General features: G+C 62.5%; 12 protein-coding genes and 3 pseudogenes. 9 read left to right on the top strand and 6 right to left on the bottom strand.

Translation table 11 applies throughout. From position 1 onward, the window contains the following. Positions 1-62 precede the first annotated feature (62 nt). The 4 genes and pseudogenes from NKH36_RS07115 to NKH36_RS07100 all read left to right on the top strand — a co-directional run. A complete protein-coding gene (locus NKH36_RS07115) occupies positions 63-1,124 on the top strand; it encodes a glycosyltransferase family 4 protein (protein WP_352958287.1) in 1,062 nt (353 codons plus the stop codon). 4 nt (positions 1,125-1,128) lie between these two features. Continuing rightward, positions 1,129-1,347 (top strand): annotated as a pseudogene (locus NKH36_RS07110) (amylo-alpha-1,6-glucosidase); the annotation flags it as partial. Between the two features lie 154 nt (positions 1,348-1,501). Continuing rightward, complete coding sequence (locus NKH36_RS07105) at positions 1,502-3,277, top strand: alpha,alpha-trehalose-phosphate synthase (UDP-forming) (protein WP_352958328.1); 1,776 nt, start codon at positions 1,502-1,504, stop codon at positions 3,275-3,277. 71 nt (positions 3,278-3,348) lie between these two features. Then, positions 3,349-3,555 (top strand): annotated as a pseudogene (locus tag NKH36_RS07100) (winged helix-turn-helix domain-containing protein); the annotation flags it as partial. Between the two features lie 19 nt (positions 3,556-3,574). Here the strand turns inward: NKH36_RS07100 and NKH36_RS07095 are convergent. From NKH36_RS07095 to tpiA, 6 genes and pseudogenes are all read right to left on the bottom strand, one after another. Beyond that, entirely contained in the window at positions 3,575-3,877 is a 303-nt protein-coding gene (locus tag NKH36_RS07095; RefSeq protein ID WP_352958288.1) for a DUF982 domain-containing protein, read from the bottom strand. 354 nt (positions 3,878-4,231) lie between these two features. Then, a pseudogene (locus NKH36_RS07090) lies at positions 4,232-4,760 on the bottom strand (DUF1697 domain-containing protein). Positions 4,761-4,774: 14 nt separating this feature from the next. Beyond that, positions 4,775-6,412: a CTP synthase gene (pyrG, locus tag NKH36_RS07085; RefSeq protein ID WP_352958290.1), complete on the bottom strand. Its 1,638-nt coding sequence runs from the start codon at positions 6,410-6,412 to the stop codon at positions 4,775-4,777. Between the two features lie 138 nt (positions 6,413-6,550). Next, positions 6,551-7,666 carry a L,D-transpeptidase gene (locus NKH36_RS07080; RefSeq protein WP_352958331.1) on the bottom strand — a complete coding sequence of 372 codons (1,116 nt, stop codon included), beginning with the start codon at positions 7,664-7,666 and terminating at the stop codon, positions 6,551-6,553. A gap of 211 nt (positions 7,667-7,877) precedes the next feature. Continuing rightward, complete coding sequence (gene secG / locus NKH36_RS07075) at positions 7,878-8,336, bottom strand: preprotein translocase subunit SecG (RefSeq protein WP_352958291.1); 459 nt, start codon at positions 8,334-8,336, stop codon at positions 7,878-7,880. 178 nt (positions 8,337-8,514) lie between these two features. Next, positions 8,515-9,282: a triose-phosphate isomerase gene (tpiA, locus tag NKH36_RS07070; protein WP_352958293.1), complete on the bottom strand. Its 768-nt coding sequence runs from the start codon at positions 9,280-9,282 to the stop codon at positions 8,515-8,517. A 144-nt stretch (positions 9,283-9,426) separates the two neighbouring features. Here tpiA and NKH36_RS07065 point away from each other — a divergent pair, with 144 nt between their 5' ends. The 5 genes from NKH36_RS07065 to NKH36_RS07045 all read left to right on the top strand — a co-directional run bounded on the left by NKH36_RS07065 (position 9,427) and on the right by NKH36_RS07045 (position 14,951). Further along, a complete protein-coding gene (locus tag NKH36_RS07065) occupies positions 9,427-11,319 on the top strand; it encodes a SurA N-terminal domain-containing protein (RefSeq protein WP_352958294.1) in 1,893 nt (630 codons plus the stop codon). Further along, positions 11,316-12,326: an anthranilate phosphoribosyltransferase gene (gene trpD, locus NKH36_RS07060; protein WP_352958296.1), complete on the top strand. Its 1,011-nt coding sequence runs from the start codon at positions 11,316-11,318 to the stop codon at positions 12,324-12,326. The genes NKH36_RS07065 and trpD overlap by 4 nt, the downstream gene beginning before the upstream one ends. A gap of 4 nt (positions 12,327-12,330) precedes the next feature. Further along, positions 12,331-13,182 (top strand): indole-3-glycerol phosphate synthase TrpC, encoded by an 852-nt coding sequence (gene trpC / locus NKH36_RS07055; protein ID WP_352958297.1) that lies wholly within the window; start codon positions 12,331-12,333, stop codon positions 13,180-13,182. A 66-nt stretch (positions 13,183-13,248) separates the two neighbouring features. Further along, the gene (gene moaC / locus NKH36_RS07050; RefSeq protein ID WP_352958298.1) at positions 13,249-13,746 is read left to right on the top strand and encodes a cyclic pyranopterin monophosphate synthase MoaC; all 498 of its coding nucleotides are present in this window, start codon (positions 13,249-13,251) and stop codon (positions 13,744-13,746) included. Further along, positions 13,746-14,951: a molybdopterin molybdotransferase MoeA gene (locus NKH36_RS07045; RefSeq protein ID WP_352958300.1), complete on the top strand. Its 1,206-nt coding sequence runs from the start codon at positions 13,746-13,748 to the stop codon at positions 14,949-14,951. Before moaC ends, NKH36_RS07045 begins: the two co-directional genes overlap by 1 nt. Positions 14,952-14,959: the final 8 nt, after the last annotated feature.

The following is a 14,959-nucleotide window of genomic DNA, read 5'->3' as shown; positions in this document are numbered from 1 at the left end:
GGAACGTTCGGGGGTGTGATGCATTTCGACTTCAGCGATGATCTTTGAGGAAATGCCAGACTATGAGAATAGCCCATGTGGCGCCGCTCCATGAATCCGTCCCGCCTCGGCTCTACGGAGGTACGGAGCGCATAGTCTCCTATCTAACCGAAGAATTGGTCGAGCTTGGCCATGACGTAACCTTGTTTGCCAGTGGCGATACAAAAACGTCGGCAAAATTGGTGCCGTGTCGCGAGCGTGCGCTGCGTCTTGATCCACGCCCGCTGAAATCCGAGACAGCCGCGCACCTTTCGATGCTTTCCGAGGTGAGGAAACGAGCTCATGATTTTGATATCATTCATTTTCACCTCAGCCATTTCCTGCATTTTTCCTTCTTCGAGCACATGCCCGAGCGGACGGTGACGACGCCGCATGGCAGGCTCGACTATGTCGATCTGGCGCCGGCCTATGACCGTTTTCCGCGCTTTCCGATGATCTCCGTTTCCCGTAGCCAAAGCACGGGGCTCGTCAACGCCAACTGGCTGACGACGATCCACCACGGGCTACCGACCGAACTCTACAAACCGGTTTTCGAGACGAGCCCAGGGGAACCCTACCTCGCCTTCCTTGGCCGGATGTCGCGCGATAAACGTCCGGATCGTGCCATCGAGATCGCCCTGCGCTCGGGGCTGAAACTGAAGCTTGCGGCAAAGATCGGCGACGACGACCGCGCCTATTTCCGAGAGATGGTCGAGCCGCTCGTCGACGGTGACCGTGTCGACTATGTCGGCGAGATCGAGGAGGATAAGAAGGCGGAATTCCTCGGCAAGGCGGCCGGCCTCGTATTCCCTATCGACTGGCCAGAGCCGTTCGGTCTTGCCGTCATAGAAGCGATGGCCTGCGGCACGCCGGTGATCGCCTGGAACTCCGGCGCGATGCCGGAAATCGTTGATCAAGGCGTGACCGGTTTTATCGTGGATTCCATGGAGGGCGCGGTCGCGTCGATGCCCGGCATGCTGCGGCTCGACAGGCGGAAGGTGCGAGCCGTCTTCGAAAGGCGGTTTTCCGCCAAAAGAATGACCCGCGACTACGTTTCCGCCTACGCGCGCCTGATCGGTGCCTCGGCCGAAGCAAGAGCGTCGTGAGCGACTGATGCAGGCCTGCCTCGGCCTGGAGATCGACGGCTGGGACGGCGAAATCCACGTCACCCGTCCCAGGCTGCCGATTGGTATCGACACGCTCACGCTGAGGCATCTGGGCGTTGGCACCAGGAAGGTGGATCTCACCTTCCAGCGTGTCGGCGACAGGGTCGTCGCCTTTCTCGCCGACCGGCATGAGGGCTTAGTGCCGCTGATCGTGCGGACCTAATTTGGCTTTCGCATGGAACTGACCGCGGCGCTGCAATTAGCGGAACCGATGGCCCGTCTGAGCGTTCCGACGCACGGCAGCTTGTCACGATTGGCCGGCTGCGAATTCGAAAAACAGAATGGCCGCCGACCGGCCGGAGGAAAATCGTTTTCTGATGTCGGACTATGGCTTAGAGATACTCTGGCTTCTGATCCTTGCGAGCCTGGGCCTTTCCGTTGTTGCCGTGGTGTTCTCGATATTCCATCGGCGCCACAGCCACACACCAGCGGTCGCATACACCGCCGGCGAGGACGTGGCTTCGGAAGCGGCTCGCAAAGTGCTGCGGGAGTTTGAAAAGAACGGCCACTCGGCCGATGCAGCGCTGATCACATGGTCGCCCGACACCTTGCGCAAGATCCTGGCCGACGATCTGCCGGAGACGCAGGTGATCGTGGTGTCAAACCGCGAACCCTACATCCACAACACTGGGGATGATGGCGTCGAGCTCTTGGTACCGGCCAGCGGGCTGGTATCGGCGCTTGAGCCGATCACCCGAGCCTGTGCCGGCACCTGGATCGCCTATGGCGGCGGAACAGCGGACCGTCTCACCGTCGACAAGAGCGACCGGGTTGAGGTGCCGCCTGGCAATCCGTCCTACACGCTGCGCAGGGTCTGGCTGACGGAGGAAGAATACCAGGCCTATTATCTGGGCTTCGCCAATGAAGGTCTGTGGCCGCTTTGCCATATCGCCTTCACCCGCCCGATTTTTCGCGCGTCGGATTGGGAGGCCTATGAGGCCGTCAACCGGAAGTTCGCCGATACGGTAGTTGCCGAGGCGCGCAACGAGCGGCCGATTGTGCTGGTCCAGGACTACCATTTCGCGCTCTTGCCGCGCATGATCCGCGAGCGCCTGCCCGAGGCGATCGTCATCACTTTCTGGCATATCCCGTGGCCCAACTCGGAAGTGTACAGCATCTGTCCATGGCGTGAACGGATCCTGGAAGGCTTGCTCGGCAGCTCCATCATCGGCTTTCATACCCAGTTCCATGCCAACAATTTCGCCGAAAGCGTCGATCGCTTCCTGGAAAGCCGTATAGAGCGTGCCGATGCAGCGATTTCCTACGGTGGACGGACGACGCTGGTGCACGCCTATCCCATCTCCATAGAATGGCCGGCCGAACTTTTGGCTAAACTGCCTGATGTCGGCGTATGCCGCGCCCGCCTGCGCGAGAGGTTCGGACTGAAAGCGGATGTCAAACTGTGCGTCGGCGTCGAGCGTCTCGACTACACGAAAGGCATTCTCGACCGTTTCCAGGTATTGGAAGAATTGTTCACGAGACATCCCGAATGGATCGGAAAACTGGTTCTCCTGCAGATCGCGGCCCCCAGCCGGGGTACGCTCCCGGCTTACAAGCAACTCCACGATGAATGCCGCCGCTATGCCGAAGAGCTCAACCAGCGCTACGGCAGCGAGGACTACAGTCCTGTCCTGATGGTGGACAAGCATCATACCCAGGAACAGGTCTACGAGATCTATCGCGCCGCCGACATATGCATGGTCACCAGCCTGCATGACGGCATGAACTTGGTGGCCAAGGAATTCGTCGCGGCGCGCGACGACGAACAGGGCGTGCTGTTGCTCAGCACCTTTGCCGGCGCCTCGCGCGAACTTTTGGAGGCATTGATCGTCAATCCCTACGATACGGCGATGACGAGCGAAGCGCTGCTGCAGGCGCTGACCATGACGCCGGAGGAACAGCGCGAGCGTATGCGGCCCATGCGCGAAATGGTCCGCGACAATAACGTCTATCGCTGGGCCGGCAGCATGCTTCTGGATGCGGCCCGCCTTCGCAAGCGCGGCGACCTCGACCGGGTGACGGGCAACGGCGAGCGGCCATCGAACAATAATGTCATTCCCATGTTCGAGCGGGCAAGAAAGGCAGTGTCGTGATGAGTATTCGCCGCCGCGCGCCCTCAATGAAAGACCGGCGGACCTGATGATCCTCAACCTGCTGGCAGCCGTTCCTGCAATCGCCGCAGCAGATCCTGAGCCGCGAGCAGCTTCTCGCCGCCAGCAGGATTCAGGACGAAGAGGTGTTTGACCGCAGTATCGACGTGCAGATATTACGACTGCGCCGCAAGCTCGAGGTCAACCCGAGCGAGCCGAAACTCGTTGTCACCGAGCGGGGCGCCGGCTGCGTGTTCGCTGCCTCCGTGGAGGTGCTGTGACTTTGCCAAATACGAACGTTCATCGCCTCAGCGCATGCACGCTATCAATATTTTCGCCCGCCATCGGCAGTGCCATGTCGTCTTCAAGCAAGCGTGTGATGCGGGCGAAGCCGGTAAAAGCCTTCCTTGCTTCCTCCGCTGACATCCGGCCCGCCAGAGCCGCAGAGCAGCAATTCACCGCGCACTGGTAGACTGGCCCACGCCGGCCTGTTGGCCATTTGCGCAAGAAGCCTATCGCTTCGGCTACGCTATGAATTTCTTCGGCAGGGCTTTCCTGCCCGCGCGAAATCCGCACCGGCGTAAAAAATTGCAGGCGATCCATCGTTTCCTCCCGGTCGATCGCTACGTGCCTGATCGAACCTTGTTAAACTTACGGCTGACCACGTGGTTTCGGCAAACAGGGCCCGACGCTAAAAAGAGGCCGAGCCAAAAACGAAGTCTCTCATATTGTTCGACCGAAATCGAATCACCAAACGTGACAAACGTGCGACGAACCGTTGTGCTCCGATAAGCGCGAGTTCGTCGAATGCCTGTAAGGCCAAAGCCGACAAATCAATCGGTTGCCGGTTCCTTCGCGTCGAGGCTCTCTGCAGGGGGAAACGGCGGGTTTCGCCGAAGCGGGGCGGCGAAGGCATGACATAATTTCCCCCTTCTCCCCTTGCTTATGGGAGAAGCCCTATTCACCGACCATCTCGGCCAGCCTGCGCACTGTGTTCCAGTTGCGCGAGGTGCCGACGCCGAGCCGTTTATGGCTTGCCGCCGCAAGCAACCGCGAACTTGGCGTCTCACGGGAAAATACGATCCAGATGTCGCCGCCGACCGCCTGCATCCGCTCATCCTTGCCGACATAGGCCTCCAGCGCCGCGACGGCCTCAGCGGGAACGGGCTTGCGCATCACGCTGATCCGCGGCGGCAGCCGATTCGGCGGGAAACGGATTGCCGGCCGCAAGCTTCAACCAGTCCTCGGCGCGGCGCACGATGATGTCGACATGACGGCCGAAGGTCTTTTCGAACGCCGTCTCCAATCTGCGCTCCAGCGCGGCAATTTTTGTCTCTTTCGTCTCGAAGACCAGATTGCCGGTCGCCACCAGCGTGCGCGGGTTGTTCAGCCCCAGGTCTTCTGTCATGGCCCTGAGATCGGACATGACGACACGCCGCCCCTCGCCCAGGACGATGCTGTAAAGCAGAGCGACGTAGGTTTGCATGGTAGCCTGTCGGTTTAGACCAAACGGCTCTGCTCCACCGCCGCCTCGATGAAGCTGGCAAACAGCGGGTGCGGGTCCAGCGGCCGGCTTTTCAGCTCAGGATGATACTGCACGCCGATGAACCAGGGATGGTCGGGGTATTCGACCGTTTCCGGCAGCACGCCGTCAGGCGACATGCCGGCAAAGACCAGGCCGCATTCCTCGAGCCGCTCCTTGTAGTCGACATTGACCTCATAGCGGTGGCGGTGGCGCTCGGAAATCTGCGTATCGCCATAGATCTCGGCGATCTTCGAGCCCTTGGCGAGGTCCGCCTGATAGGCGCCGAGGCGCATGGTGCCGCCGAGGTCGCCGGTTTCCCTGCGCTTCTCCAGCATGTTGCCCTTCAGCCATTCGGTCATCAGGCCGACGACCGGTTCCTCGGTCGGGCCGAACTCGGTCGACGAGGCATGCTCGACGCCGGCCAGCGAACGCGCTGCCTCGATGCAGGCCATCTGCATGCCGAAGCAGATGCCAAAATACGGCACTTTTCGCTCGCGGGCGAACTTCGCCGCCAGGATCTTGCCTTCCGCGCCGCGCTCGCCAAAGCCGCCGGGGACCAGAATGCCATGAACCTTCTCCAGCCACGGCGCCGGATCTTCCTTTTCGAATATCTCGCTCTCGATCCAGTCGAGCTTGACCTTGACGCGGTTGGCGAGGCCGCCATGCGACAGCGCCTCGATCAGCGATTTGTAGGCGTCCTTGAGGCCGGTATACTTGCCGACGACGGCGATGGTCACCTCGCCTTCCGGGTTGTGGATGCGTTTGGACACCGCTTGCCAGGGTTCCATGCGCGGCTTCGGCGCCGGATCGATGCCGAAGGCGGCCAGCACTTCCGAATCCAACCCTTCATTGTGATAGGCCATCGGCACGTCATAGATGTGCGGCACGTCGAGTGCCTGAATGACCGCGCTCTCGCGGACGTTGCAGAACAGCGACAGTTTGCGGCGCTCTTCCCTGGGGATGGGGCGGTCGGCGCGGACCAGCAGGATGTCGGGTGCGATGCCGATGCCGCGCAATTCCTTGACCGAATGCTGGGTCGGTTTGGTCTTCAATTCGCCCGCCGTTGGAATGTAGGGCATAAGCGTCAGGTGCACGTAGACGGCGTTGTTGCGCGGCAGGTCGTTGCCGAGCTGGCGGATCGCCTCCAGGAACGGCATCGCCTCGATGTCGCCGACGGTGCCGCCGATCTCGCACAGGACGAAGTCGTAGTCGTCGTTGCCGTTGAGAATGAAATTCTTGATCTCGTCGGTGACGTGCGGAATCACTTGCACGGTGGCGCCAAGATAGTCGCCGCGCCGCTCCCGCTCGATGATGTTCTTGTAGATGCGGCCCGTGGTGATGTTGTCCTGCTGGTTGGCCGAGCGGCCGGTGAAGCGCTCATAATGGCCAAGATCGAGATCGGTCTCGGCGCCGTCGTCGGTCACGAAGACCTCGCCATGCTGGTATGGCGACATCGTGCCAGGATCGACGTTGAGATAGGGATCGAGCTTTTTGATGCGTGCGCGATAGCCTCGCGCCTGCAAGAGAGCCCCAAGGGCCGCTGCAGCGATGCCTTTTCCAAGTGAGGAAACCACGCCGCCTGTGATGAATACATATCGCGCCATGGGAGTCATCGCTTAACGCGGCCGAATTGATTCCGCCAGAGAAAAAACCACCGCGAAGGCTTTTTCCCAAGAAGGCGCTGTGGTGGTGCGTGAACCAACACAAAAGGGCCGGCGAGACCGGCCCTCTTGGGATGACCCGTTAAGGCGTCAGATGATGACGACGTTGGTGCCTACTTTCACCCGCCGGTAAAGGTCCATGACGTGCTCGTTGATCATCCGGAAGCAGCCGTTGGAGGCGCTCGTTCCGATCGACTGCGGCGCGATGGTGCCGTGAATGCGCAGATGGGTGTCCTTCTTGCCGTCGTAAAGATAGATGGCGCGCGCGCCGAGCGGATTTTCGCCGCCGCCGGGCATGCCGTCCTTGTACCGGCCGTAATTCTTCGGTTCACGCTTCTGCATCTCGAGAGTCGGGATCCAGCGCGGCCATTCCTGCTTGTCGCCGACCGCGACCGTGCCCTTAAACTGCAGGCCGTCACGACCGACTGCGATCGCATAACGGCGGGCGGTCCATGAGGATTCGACGAGATAGAGGCGGCGCGCACTCGTATCGATGACGATGGTGCCGGGACTATAGCCGGTGAATTCGACCTCTTGCGGCACGAACTCCGGCTTCACCTTGAACTGCTTCTTGGCTTCCTTCCTGGCGAGAGCGGCATCGAGGGCGCGGGTCTCGGGAAGCAGCGACATCGACGAGGACGTGCCGCCGAACAGGCCGGCGAAGAGCCCGACGCCCTGCGGCTTCTGTCCAACCGGCTCGCTGCGCAATTCACCGTTGTTGCCGGTCAACGCGACGTTCATGGCCTCGGCGGAAACCGGCTCGGCCGACTGGATCGGTGCGATCGGTTCGATGATCTTGACGGTCTTCTTAGTCGGCTTGGCATCAGCCACCTGGGCAGCGGACTTATCCTTCTTGGCAAGGCCCTTCTTGGCAAGAAACGCCTGCCGTTCCGCATCGGCCTTGGCTTTCGCCGCCTCGCGCATCGCCACCTTCCTGGCCTCGAGCGCCTTGGTTCGAGCGGCCTCCCTGTCGGCCGCGATCTTGGCTTCTAGCTTGCTGATCTGGGCAAGATCGTCCGAGGTCGGGTTTTTCTTCTTTTTGAGGAGCCTTAGTTGGGCCGTATCGCTTTTGGCGGCGACTTTGACGATGTCAGTTGTTACTGCGGCTTTAGAGGTCGAATTGCCCGCCGGCATGGCCGCGTAAGCGGGCGCACCAAGGCTGAGCACGGCCCAAAGGCCGGCTAAAATGAAGCTGCGAAGCTGCATGGCGAAGATCCGATCGTTCAATGCTTGTTGCCCACGGCGTCGCCCGGCGTCCCCCAAGGACCCCGAAAGTGCCGCGCGCAATCTATAATCGATTAATCGAAGACGCCTCAAGCGCCCTGTCGAGCCGTGCCCGGTCGAATCCTCGTGATCGTGCGGCATTTGCCGCGACTGTGTTCAAACAACAACAGATCGCGGCGCCGGACGCCTGCCGTTACTGGTTTGGAACCTGCGGCGTTACTGGCAGGGTGACGCCGTTTGTGGCCGGCGGCGTGGCCGAATCCGCCGTGGGCGGCGCGGTGGGCGCCGGGGCTGCGGCATCATTGCCGGTAGGCGGCGTCGGGGCCGTATTGCCGGAAGGTGGTGTCGGCGTCGTGGTTCCAGGCAACTGATTGAGCACGCCGCCCCCGCCGTTCGTCACAGGCACACGATCGAGAATATCGATCGGCTTTTCGCCGTAACGGGCGACGATCGACAACGTCAGTGAGGTAGCGAAGAAAGCCGCTGCCAGGATCGCCGTCGCCCGCGTCAGCGCGTTGGCCGCACCGCGCGCGGTCATGAAGCCCGATCCGCCGCCGATGCCGAGGCCGCCGCCTTCGGAGCGCTGCAGCAGCACCACGCCGACAAGAGCGAGCACGACCATGAGGTGGACGACGATCAGTACGGTTTCCATAGTTTACCTTGGCAAAGCCTTGCGCGGCCGCGGATACGGCCGGTGATTTGGAGGCGGCTCAATACAATGCTTTGACGGCATTTCCAAGCCCGTGGCCGGAATATGGGAAGCAATGCGCCCTTTGCAACGATTTCCGCTACGGCACAGCCTATCCGAAGTGCCCGACAGCCTTTCGATGTTACGAGATATTTCGATAGGCTTCGGCGATGCCGAGAAAGTCCGCCGCCTTCAGACTGGCGCCGCCGACCAGCGCGCCGTCGACATTTTTCACGCCGAGCAGTTCGACCGAGTTCGAAGGCTTGACCGAGCCGCCATATAGGATGCGCATCTTCGCCGCCGCGCTGCCAAGCTTTTCCGACAGTTTTTCGCGAATATGCGCATGCGCCTCAGCAACGTCGGCGGCGGTCGGCGTTAGTCCCGTGCCGATCGCCCATACCGGCTCGTAGGCGATGACGGTATTCGACGCCGTGGCGTCGGGCGGCACCGAGCCGGCGACCTGGCGCGACAGCACGTCGAGCGTCGCGCCCACCTCGCGTTCTGCTCTCGTCTCACCGATGCAGATGATGGCTACCAGTCCGGCGCGCCAAGCGGCGGACGCCTTGGCCTGTACAATGGCGTCGTCCTCATTGTGATCGGCGCGGCGTTCGGAATGGCCGACGATGACGTGGCTGGCGCCCGCATCTTTCAGCATCTCGGCCGAAATACAGCCGGTATGGGCGCCGCTCTCCTTGGGGTGGCAATCCTCGCCCCCGGCCCGGACCGGCGTGCGCGACAAAATCTCTGCAGCATGCGCCAGCAGCGTCGCCGGAACGCAGACCAGCGCTTCGGTCTCCGCATCGAGCCCGCTCATAAAGCCGTTGCCGATCATCCTGAGTTCGTTGAGCGAGGCGCTGGTGCCGTTCATTTTCCAGTTGCCTGCGACCAGCGGGCGGATTCCTGGCGTCATGGGATTTGTTTCTCCGGTCGATATTCGGCTGCGTCCTCACTACCAAACTCAGCCCACAAAGCAATCGACAGTGGGCCGGAAGGACGCTATTGCGCTTGTTTCAGACTCGACAAATGCGAAAATGCGCAAAAATCGGAAGTGACCATGCTTAGTATCTTGAGAAGCGCGGCGGGGACCTGGGTCGCGAAGGCGCTGCTGATATTGTTGGTGTTGAGCTTCGCCGTCTGGGGCATTTCCGGGCAGATGGTCGGTGGTTTTGCAGGCCACGACGCAGTTGTCACGGCCGGAGGCACCAAAGTGTCGATCAACGAGTATCGCCTCGCCTATGATCGCCAGATCAGCGTGATGTCGCAGCAATTCGGCCAGCGCATCAGCCGCGAGCAGGCGACGGCGCTCGGCCTCGACAACCAGGTGCTGGCGCAACTCGTGTCGGGTGCAGTCCTCGATGAGCAGGCCCGCAAGCTCGGGCTTGGGCTGTCCAAGGACCGGCTGGCCCAACTCACGCATGAAGACCCGGCCTTCAAGGGTCCCGGCGGCACCTTCGACAGAAGGACTTTCGAATACATACTGCAACAGGTCGGCATGCGGCCGGAAGACTATCTGAGGAATCGCGGCCAGGTGGCTGTGCGCCAGCAGATCGTCGAGGCGGTTTCGGACGGCCTCAAGGCTCCGGATACTTTCTTGAAGGCGGTCGCGCTTTATCGTGGCGAAGACCGCACCATTGACTATCTGACCTTGCCGAAATCGCTGGTCGAGCCGATTGAAGCGCCATCCGACACTGCGCTTTCAGCTTATTTCGAGGAAAATAAGAAGACCTATGCGGCGCCCGAATACCGCAAATTCTCGTATGTCAGGCTCGAGCCGCAAGACATCATGGATCTGAGCGCCGTGACCGACCAACAGGTCAGCGACGACTACAACAAGAACAAGGGGCGCTACACCACCCCGCAAACGCGCACCATCGAACAGCTCGTGTTCAAAACGCCTGATGCCGCGAAGGCCGCGCTCGATTCACTCAAGACCGGCGCAACCTTCGACAAGATCGTCGCCGCCGAGGGCAAGACGCAAGCCGACACGCTGCTCGGCACGCTGTCCAAGGACAAGATCGCCGACAAGGCGGTGGCGGATGCCGCGTTTGCGCTCAATGTCAACGAAGTCAGTCCGGTCGTTCAGGGCGCCTTCGGTCCAGTGCTGCTGCGCGTCACTGACATCAAGCCCGAAGTGGTGAAGCCGCTGGCCGAAGTGTCCGCCGATATCCGCAGGGATCTAGCGCTGGGCGAGGCAAGCCGCATTCTGTTGGACGTGCATGACAATTACGAAGATATCCGCGCTTCGGGCAGCACGCTGAAGCAAGCGGCCGAAAAGCTGAAGCTGAAGGTCGTCACCATCGACGCGATCGATCGCACCGGCCTGAGGCCGGACGGCACCATCGTCAAGGACCTGCCGGAATCGCCGGAGCTCATCAAGACGGTGTTCGACGCCGAACCCGGCACCGAGAATCCCGACCTCACCACTGCCGACAACGGTTTCGTGTTCTATGAGGTGGATTCGATCACGCCGGCCCGCGACCGCACGCTGGATGAAGTCCGTCAGAAGGTGGTGGCCGACTGGACGGCGGCGGAAACGACCAAGCGGCTCACCGCAAAAGCGGACGAGCTCGAAAAGCGTCTCGATGCCGGCGCCACGCTCGATGTGATCGCGAGCGAGCTCAAGCTCGAGAAGCAGACCAAACGCGGCGTCAAGCGCGGGGCGGACGACGTCGATTTCGGCAAGGAAGGGGCGGCTGCGATGTTCGGCGAAGGCGAAGGCGGGACCGGGTTGATCCCCTCGCCCACCGGCGACGGACAGATCCTGTTCAAGATCGCCGAAGTTTTCGAGCCTGCCGGAGCCGACGCCAGCTCGGTGCCGGACGACGCGCAGAAATCCTTCACCTCCGGCATGTCCGACGACCTGCTCGACCAGCTGGTGGCGCAGCTGCAGACGCAATACGACGTTCGCATCGACCAGACCGCCGTTGCCCAAGCCCTGACCAGATGAGCGCGCTCAAGACCCATATCGCCAAGGTCGCCGCCGGCAACTCCCTTTCCTTCGAGGAGGCGCGCGAGGCCTTTGACATCATCATGTCGGGCGACGCTACGCCCGGCCAGATCGGCGGCTTCCTGATGGCGCTGCGCGTGCGCGGCGAGACGGTGAGCGAGATTTCCGGCGCCGTCGCCACCATGCGCGCCAAGATGCTGCGCGTCGACGCGCCCGCTGGCGCGATCGACATCGTCGGCACCGGCGGCGACAATTCGCACAGCGTCAACATCTCGACCGCATCCGCCTTCGTCATCGCCGCCTGCGGCGTGCCCGTGGCCAAGCACGGCAATCGCGGACTGTCATCGCAGACTGGTGCCGCCGACGTGCTGACTGCGCTCGGCGTCAAGATCGATATCCCGCCGGAAACAATCGGCCACTGCATCCACGATGCAGGCGTCGGCTTCATGTTCGCGCCGGCGCATCATCCGGCAATGAAGCACGTCGGCCCGATCCGCGTCGAGCTCGGCACCCGCACCATCTTCAACCTGCTTGGCCCGCTCTCTAATCCGGCCAGTGTGAACCGGCAGATGGTCGGCGTCTTCTTGCCGGAATGGATCATGCCGGTGGCCGAGACGCTTAAGGCACTGGGCGCCGACCACGCCTGGGTCGCCCATGGCGACGGCTATGACGAGATCACCACCACCGGCGAAACCCAAGTAGCCGAACTGGTCGGCGGCGAGATCCGCAGCTTTACACTGACCCCGGAAGCGGTCGGGCTGAAGCGGCACACCAAGGACGAGTTGCGCGGCGGCGATGCCGCCTACAACGCCCAGGCGCTGCGCGACATGCTGGGCGGCGCTGCCGGTGCCTTTCGCGATACGGTGCTGATGAACGCCGGCGCCGGATTGGTGGTGGCGGGCAAGGCGACGACCCTTGCCGACGGCATGGCGACGGCGGCGCAAGCCATCGACAGCGGCCGCGCGCTGAAAGTGCTCGACCGGCTGGTCGAGATTTCGAACGGATAGAGCCGTGTCTGATATCCTGCGCAAGATCGAAGCCTACAAGCGCGACGAGATCGCCGCGGCGAAGGCGCGCGTGCCGCTTGCCGAGATCAAGGCGCAGGCGAAGGACACCGATGCAGCGCGCGGCTTTCTCTCGGCCCTTGAAGCCAAGCGCAGATCCGGGAATTTCGCGCTGATTGCCGAGATCAAGAAGGCGAGCCCGTCCAAGGGCCTGATCCGCGCCGATTTCGATCCGCCGGCACTGGCCAGGGCCTATGCGAAAGGTGGCGCCGCCTGCCTTTCGGTGCTGACCGACGCACCGTCCTTCCAGGGTGCGCCTGAATTCCTCACCGATGCGCGCAACGCCGTGACATTGCCCGCTTTGCGCAAGGATTTTCTGTTCGAGCCTTATCAGGTGTTCGAAGCCCGCGCGTGGGGCGCTGACGCCATCCTGATCATCATGGCGAGCGTCGATGACGCCGTGGCCAGCGAACTCGAAACGACGGCGTTCGAACTCGGCATGGACGCGCTGGTCGAAGTGCATGACGAGGCCGAGACGGAACGCGCGCTGAAATTGTCATCACGGCTGATCGGCATCAACAACCGCAACCTCCGGACGTTCGAAACCAGCATCGAAACCTCGGAGCGGCTTGCGACGATGGTGCCGGTCGACCGCCTGCTGGTCAGCGAGAGCGGTATTTTCTCGCACGAAGACTGCCGCAGACTGGAACGGAGCGATATTGGTACGTTCCTCGTCGGCGAGAGCCTGATGCGGCAACAGGACGTGGCCATTGCGACGCACCTGCTTTTGACGGGCAAGGCGCCCGCAAATGCATCCGCCCGAAAATCGGAATCGATTTTCGGAGAGCACGATGCATAGATTCAAAGCATTAGAGCGTACTTTGTGCGTCCAAACGGACGCACGTCGCTCTGAGGTGACCTGACGATGTCGGCCGCCCTCACCCATCTTGGCGCGAAAGGCGAAGCCAATATGGTCGATGTCGGCGACAAGGCGGAGACGACGCGCACGGCAATCGCCGAAGGTCTTGTCTCGATGCTGCCAGAGACGCTCAAAATGATCCTCGACGGCGATGCCAAGAAGGGCGACGTGCTGGGCACGGCGCGCATCGCCGGCATCATGGCGGCCAAGAGGACGCATGAGTTGATCCCGCTCTGCCATCCGCTGCTGTTGACCAACGTATCCGTTGACATCGAACCGGACGCGGCGCTGCCCGGCCTGAAGGTCACGGCGCTGGCCCGCGTCACCGGCAAGACCGGCGTCGAGATGGAAGCGCTGACCGCCGTCTCGGTCGCCTGCTTGACCATCTACGATATGGCCAAGGCGGTCGACCGCGCCATGGTGATTTCGGGCATCAGGCTGGTGGAAAAGACCGGCGGCAAATCCGGCGACTACAAGGTAGGCGCCCAAGAGGCAGGCCGATAATGGCACTGCTTCCGGTCGCCGAGGCGCTCGAGCGTCTGCTTGAAGATGCTGCGCCCTCGCAAGCTGAAAGCGTCGCCCTGATGGACGCCGCCGACCGCGTGCTGGCGGAGCCGCTCATAGCACTTCGCACCCAGCCGCCGTTCAACGCGTCCGCCATGGACGGCTTTGCCGCGCGGGCCAAGGATGTCGCGTCCGTGCCCGCAAGACTTTCGGTGATCGGCATAGCGCCGGCCGGACGCGGCTTTGCCGGAACAGTCGGCCCGGCGCAGGCCGTCCGCATCTTCACCGGCGCGCCGCTTCCGGCAGGCGCCGACACCATCGTCATCCAGGAGAATGTCCGCGACCTCGGCGGCGGCAGCATCGAAGTGACCGCGTCGACCGTTGAAGGCCGCAACATCCGCCGCCTCGGGCTCGATTTCTCGAAGAGCGACGTGCTGCTGGAGAAAGGCCGCCTGCTTGATCCGGCGGCATTGTCGCTGGCGGCGTCGGCCAACCATCCGCAGGTCAGCGTGGTGAAACGGCCGCTGGTCGCAATCATCGCCACCGGCGACGAATTGCTGCCGCCGGGCAGCGATCTTGGCCCCGACCAGATCATCTCGTCCAATGCTTATGGCGTCGCCGCCGCGGCCCGCTCGGTCGGCGCCAGCGCGCTCGATCTCGGCATCGCCCCCGACCGGAAGGAGGCGATCGCCGCGCTGGTGAAAAAAGCGGTCGATGCAGGCGCCGACGTCATCGTCACGCTGGGCGGCGCCTCGGTCGGCGACCATGACCTGGTCCATGACGTGCTGACCGGCGAAGGCATGACGCTCGATTTCTGGAAAATCGCCATGCGGCCCGGCAAGCCGCTGATGTTCGGGCGGCTCGGCGACATCCGCTGCATCGGCCTGCCCGGCAATCCGGTGGCGAGCCTGGTCTGCACGCAGCTCTTTCTGAAGCCGCTGCTTGCGCGGCTCGGCGGCCGCGCTTTTCGGCAGGACCTGCGTCAGGCGCGGCTCGGCGCCGCCATGCCGGCCAACGATCTCAGGCAGGACTATGTACGCGCCGTGGTGAGCGAAGAAGCCGGCACGCTGCTGGCGACCCCGTTCGGCATCCAGGATTCGTCGATGCTCAAAATGCTGGCCGACGCCAACGGGCTGATCGTGCGCGAGCCATTCGCTCCCCCAGCCGCGACGGGCGTCGCCTGCAGCGTGCTGATGCTACGCTGAACAAAACG

Origin of the sequence: Mesorhizobium sp. M1312 (assembly GCF_040318115.1) — a bacterium.
In the GTDB taxonomy this organism is placed as follows: domain Bacteria; phylum Pseudomonadota; class Alphaproteobacteria; order Rhizobiales; family Rhizobiaceae; genus Mesorhizobium.
Note: the sequence above shows the minus strand (reverse complement) of the source record. Positions and strands in the feature narration are given on the sequence as shown.

What these genes read in the sequence shown, in the direction of transcription:
- NKH36_RS07115 (WP_352958287.1), top strand. Translation starts at nt 63, where the DNA reads ATGAGAATAGCCCATGTGGCGCCGCTCCATGAATCCGTCCCGCCTCGG.
- NKH36_RS07105 (WP_352958328.1), top strand. Translation starts at nt 1,502, where the DNA reads ATGTCGGACTATGGCTTAGAGATACTCTGGCTTCTGATCCTTGCGAGC.
- NKH36_RS07095 (WP_352958288.1), bottom strand. Translation starts at nt 3,877, where the DNA reads ATGGATCGCCTGCAATTTTTTACGCCGGTGCGGATTTCGCGCGGGCAG.
- pyrG (WP_352958290.1), bottom strand. Translation starts at nt 6,412, where the DNA reads ATGACTCCCATGGCGCGATATGTATTCATCACAGGCGGCGTGGTTTCC.
- NKH36_RS07080 (WP_352958331.1), bottom strand. Translation starts at nt 7,666, where the DNA reads ATGCAGCTTCGCAGCTTCATTTTAGCCGGCCTTTGGGCCGTGCTCAGC.
- secG (WP_352958291.1), bottom strand. Translation starts at nt 8,336, where the DNA reads ATGGAAACCGTACTGATCGTCGTCCACCTCATGGTCGTGCTCGCTCTT.
- tpiA (WP_352958293.1), bottom strand. Translation starts at nt 9,282, where the DNA reads ATGACGCCAGGAATCCGCCCGCTGGTCGCAGGCAACTGGAAAATGAAC.
- NKH36_RS07065 (WP_352958294.1), top strand. Translation starts at nt 9,427, where the DNA reads ATGCTTAGTATCTTGAGAAGCGCGGCGGGGACCTGGGTCGCGAAGGCG.
- trpD (WP_352958296.1), top strand. Translation starts at nt 11,316, where the DNA reads ATGAGCGCGCTCAAGACCCATATCGCCAAGGTCGCCGCCGGCAACTCC.
- moaC (WP_352958298.1), top strand. Translation starts at nt 13,249, where the DNA reads ATGTCGGCCGCCCTCACCCATCTTGGCGCGAAAGGCGAAGCCAATATG.
- NKH36_RS07045 (WP_352958300.1), top strand. Translation starts at nt 13,746, where the DNA reads ATGGCACTGCTTCCGGTCGCCGAGGCGCTCGAGCGTCTGCTTGAAGAT.